Here is a 2,909-nt window from a genome sequence, read left to right as displayed (position 1 = left end):
TTAATTATTAATTTTGTATTGAACAAAAGAAATAGGCTAAATCAAAAAATCATTCAGTAGATCTGAGAAAAATCTGAATTTTTACTGTAATTTCACCGAATACAAAATGAATAAACCAGTTAAATGAAATAAAAACGATTTTTATGAAAAAATTATTCACACTTCTGACTGCTTGCCTTTTAGCGTATCTTTTTTCTTATTCACAAGAACCGATAAATGTTATTGTTATTGGAGCTCACCCCGACGATGCTGATATTCGTGCAGGTGGAACGGCCATTAAATTTGCCAAAGCAGGGCACAATGTAATGTTTGTTTCCTTAACCAACGGCGATGCAGGCCACCACGAAAAAGGCGGGGGTGCACTGGCCAGAATAAGACGGGCAGAGGCTCAGGAAGCCGGTAAAAGGTTTGGTGTGGAATACGTTGTCCTCGATAATCATGATGGCGAACTGATGCCAACACTTGAAATTCGTAAAGATGTTATTCGTTTAATTCGAAAATGGAATGCAGATATAGTAATGGGACCCCGGCCAAACGACTACCACCCCGACCACCGCAATGCCGCAATTTTGGTACAGGATGCGGCGTATATGGTCATTGTTCCGAATGTAGCTTCGGATGTACCTCCGCTTGAAAAAAATCCGGTTTTTTTGTACGTGGAAGACCGTTTTCAGAAACCTTATCCGTTTGAACCAGATATTGCTGTAGATATTTCCGATGAATTCGAACAGAAAATTTATGGCATTGCCGCGCATGAATCGCAAATGTTTGAATGGCTGCCATGGACAGGCGGACGGCTCGACCAGGTGCCCAAAGGTGAAACAGAACGCCTGAAATGGCTGGCCGACTGGAGAAAACCGAATATTTCTGATGATGTAAGAAATTCACTAAAAAAATGGTACGGTGCCGAAAAAGCAAACAAAATAACCGATGCCGAGGCATTCGAAATTTGTGAATACGGAAGAAGGCCCTCGGATGAAGAGATAAGGAAACTGTTTCCGTTTTTTGAATAAGCATAAAAAAATCCTGAGAGAATACCCAGGATCATTTTCTCAGGTTATTTCGAATTTTTCAAAATACCGGTAAAAAAAGGTTGTGTTATTCAGAATACACAGAATCAACTACTCGCCACAATTCGGAACGGACAAGTTCCCTTGAATTGTTCGTATCCAGCATTAGTTGATCAATATTTTTACCTGAGTGAACTTTATTAAATGCACCATTGTAATCAGCCGCCCCGATTTGGGAAAAATCAGACAAAAAATTTGTTGTCACATATTGAAATTCAAGCCCCGAACCTGATGGGAAAACGGTTTGCCATAAAGACCAGCCAACCCGCGATCCGTCATTTATAAATTGTTGATGAACAGGCCTCCACACATTGGTTTCCACATCAATGTACATGTTGTCATTACCGGGTTTTACCTTCATAAAATCAATCTGTAAATAATTGAATGGAGCAATGCCTGATTCCGGATTTACGGTGGAAACCATACGCACCAGGTTTCTTTTTACCAATTGTCTGCTGTCGGAAGTCTCCTGCATAATTTTGTCAACATCCTCTCCTGCTAAAACTTTCAGCGGGTCAATTCCAGCAAACGGATTTTCAAGTTTGGTAAGATCTGTCACAATGGTTCCGGTTACAAAATTATATTCATCATCTGATCCCGCAAATCGCACTTCATACAAAACCCACCTTACTATTTCACCATTTTTTACCCGTTCCTGATGAATTTTTTTCCAGTAGTTTCGCTCAAGATCAACGTATTTTTGTTCGTCGCCCTGTTTAACTTTCATGTACTCAACCACCGCAAAAACGGTTGGTTCCTGCGCAAATACCATAAAAGGGATTGCTGCCAGCACAAAAACCATTGCCCAGGCAATTGCATTTGTTCTTTTAATAAAGAAAACTTTCTTTTTCATTTGTCTGATTTTAAATTATTAATTATTAAACTTATACAAGTTATTGAAAAATAAAGACAATTGACTCTTTTTTTAATATTTTATTTTCGAACACTTTAAAAAATTACTTTTTGCCATGAATTCACAATATGTTCACTGAACTCTTTTTCGTTCAGCATCTGCTCCGGTTTTAATATGCACACCCTTCAGTTTTTTATTCCCAAACTGATGCAGGTAAGTGAGATTAACCGAACGGGATCCAAAATCGTATTCCCACTTCGACCGGTAATTTTCCCGAATAGTTTGTAAAATCCAGGTCCTGGTTTTAAACACATCATTCGCAACCAAAGCCAGAACGGCATTATTTCTGAATTTCTTTTGAATACCAAAATTTATTACTCCACCGGGTTTGTAGGTTGAAAACCCCTACATGCCTGCAGATTCATATAATACCGATGCATCAGCAGTTATACTTTCAGAAATTCTAAATGTGCTGTTGCTGTTAACTGAGAAAACGTTTTTATTATTCTTTAAATTGCTGTTGAGGTGTTTGGTTTTTAAACTGTTACGGTTAAGTGAAAAGTAATTTTGCATTTTCCACCAGGAAGCCACCCGAAAAGAAAAATTTGTATTTACACCATAACTCCGGCTGTATTCGAGGTTTTGGGAGCGATAAACCAATACATTGGCAGTAGTATCAAATTCAGACTGGTATTGGGTAATCGCATCTTTGGTATTGCCAAAATGAATGGTTACCCACCAGTTACCTTTCTGATAGCTTATTTCAGCGCCATCATTTATGGCCGGCATTAATGAAAGATTTCCTGCCACGAACGTATTTATTCCGAAAAAAGCGACATAAGGCGCCATTTGGTTGTAATTTGGCCGGTTAATTCTTTTTCGGTAAACTAACCTGATTAATTCATAAACACAAATATTGCAATATTTTGGAAAATTACGGTTCGTAAATTTTCCATTTTCGGTGCTACAATTGTATGATGAGGTAT

Annotated in this window: 4 protein-coding genes; 1 reads left to right on the top strand and 3 read right to left on the bottom strand. The window is 38.3% G+C overall.

Annotated features, from left to right (window positions below; all coding sequences use genetic code 11):
- The first annotated feature begins 143 nt into the window (after positions 1-143).
- Positions 144-1,013 (top strand): PIG-L deacetylase family protein, encoded by an 870-nt coding sequence (locus tag ACESMA_RS21490; RefSeq protein WP_372950940.1) that lies wholly within the window; start codon positions 144-146, stop codon positions 1,011-1,013.
- 85 nt (positions 1,014-1,098) lie between these two features.
- Here the strand turns inward: ACESMA_RS21490 and ACESMA_RS21485 are convergent, their stop codons facing one another.
- The 3 genes from ACESMA_RS21485 to ACESMA_RS21475 form a co-directional block, all read right to left on the bottom strand.
- Entirely contained in the window at positions 1,099-1,923 is an 825-nt protein-coding gene (locus ACESMA_RS21485; protein WP_372950939.1) for a hypothetical protein, read from the bottom strand.
- Between the two features lie 132 nt (positions 1,924-2,055).
- Positions 2,056-2,235, bottom strand: a complete 180-nt coding sequence (locus ACESMA_RS21480) for a hypothetical protein (RefSeq protein ID WP_372950938.1) — start codon at positions 2,233-2,235, stop codon at positions 2,056-2,058.
- Between the two features lie 93 nt (positions 2,236-2,328).
- Positions 2,329-2,909: outer membrane beta-barrel protein (locus ACESMA_RS21475; RefSeq protein WP_372950937.1), on the bottom strand; the 581-nt coding region annotated here is incomplete at its 5' end.

Source organism: Mariniphaga sp. (genome assembly GCF_041687215.1).
Lineage (GTDB): Bacteria > Bacteroidota > Bacteroidia > Bacteroidales > Prolixibacteraceae > Mariniphaga.
The sequence above is the reverse complement of the archived record's forward strand: the minus strand, read 5'-3'. Positions and strand labels throughout refer to the sequence as shown.

Excerpts from the sequence above, each read along its gene's own strand:
- ACESMA_RS21485 (WP_372950939.1), bottom strand. The coding sequence starts at position 1,923 with ATGAAAAAGAAAGTTTTCTTTATTAAAAGAACAAATGCAATTGCCTGG.
- ACESMA_RS21490 (WP_372950940.1), top strand. The coding sequence starts at position 144 with ATGAAAAAATTATTCACACTTCTGACTGCTTGCCTTTTAGCGTATCTT.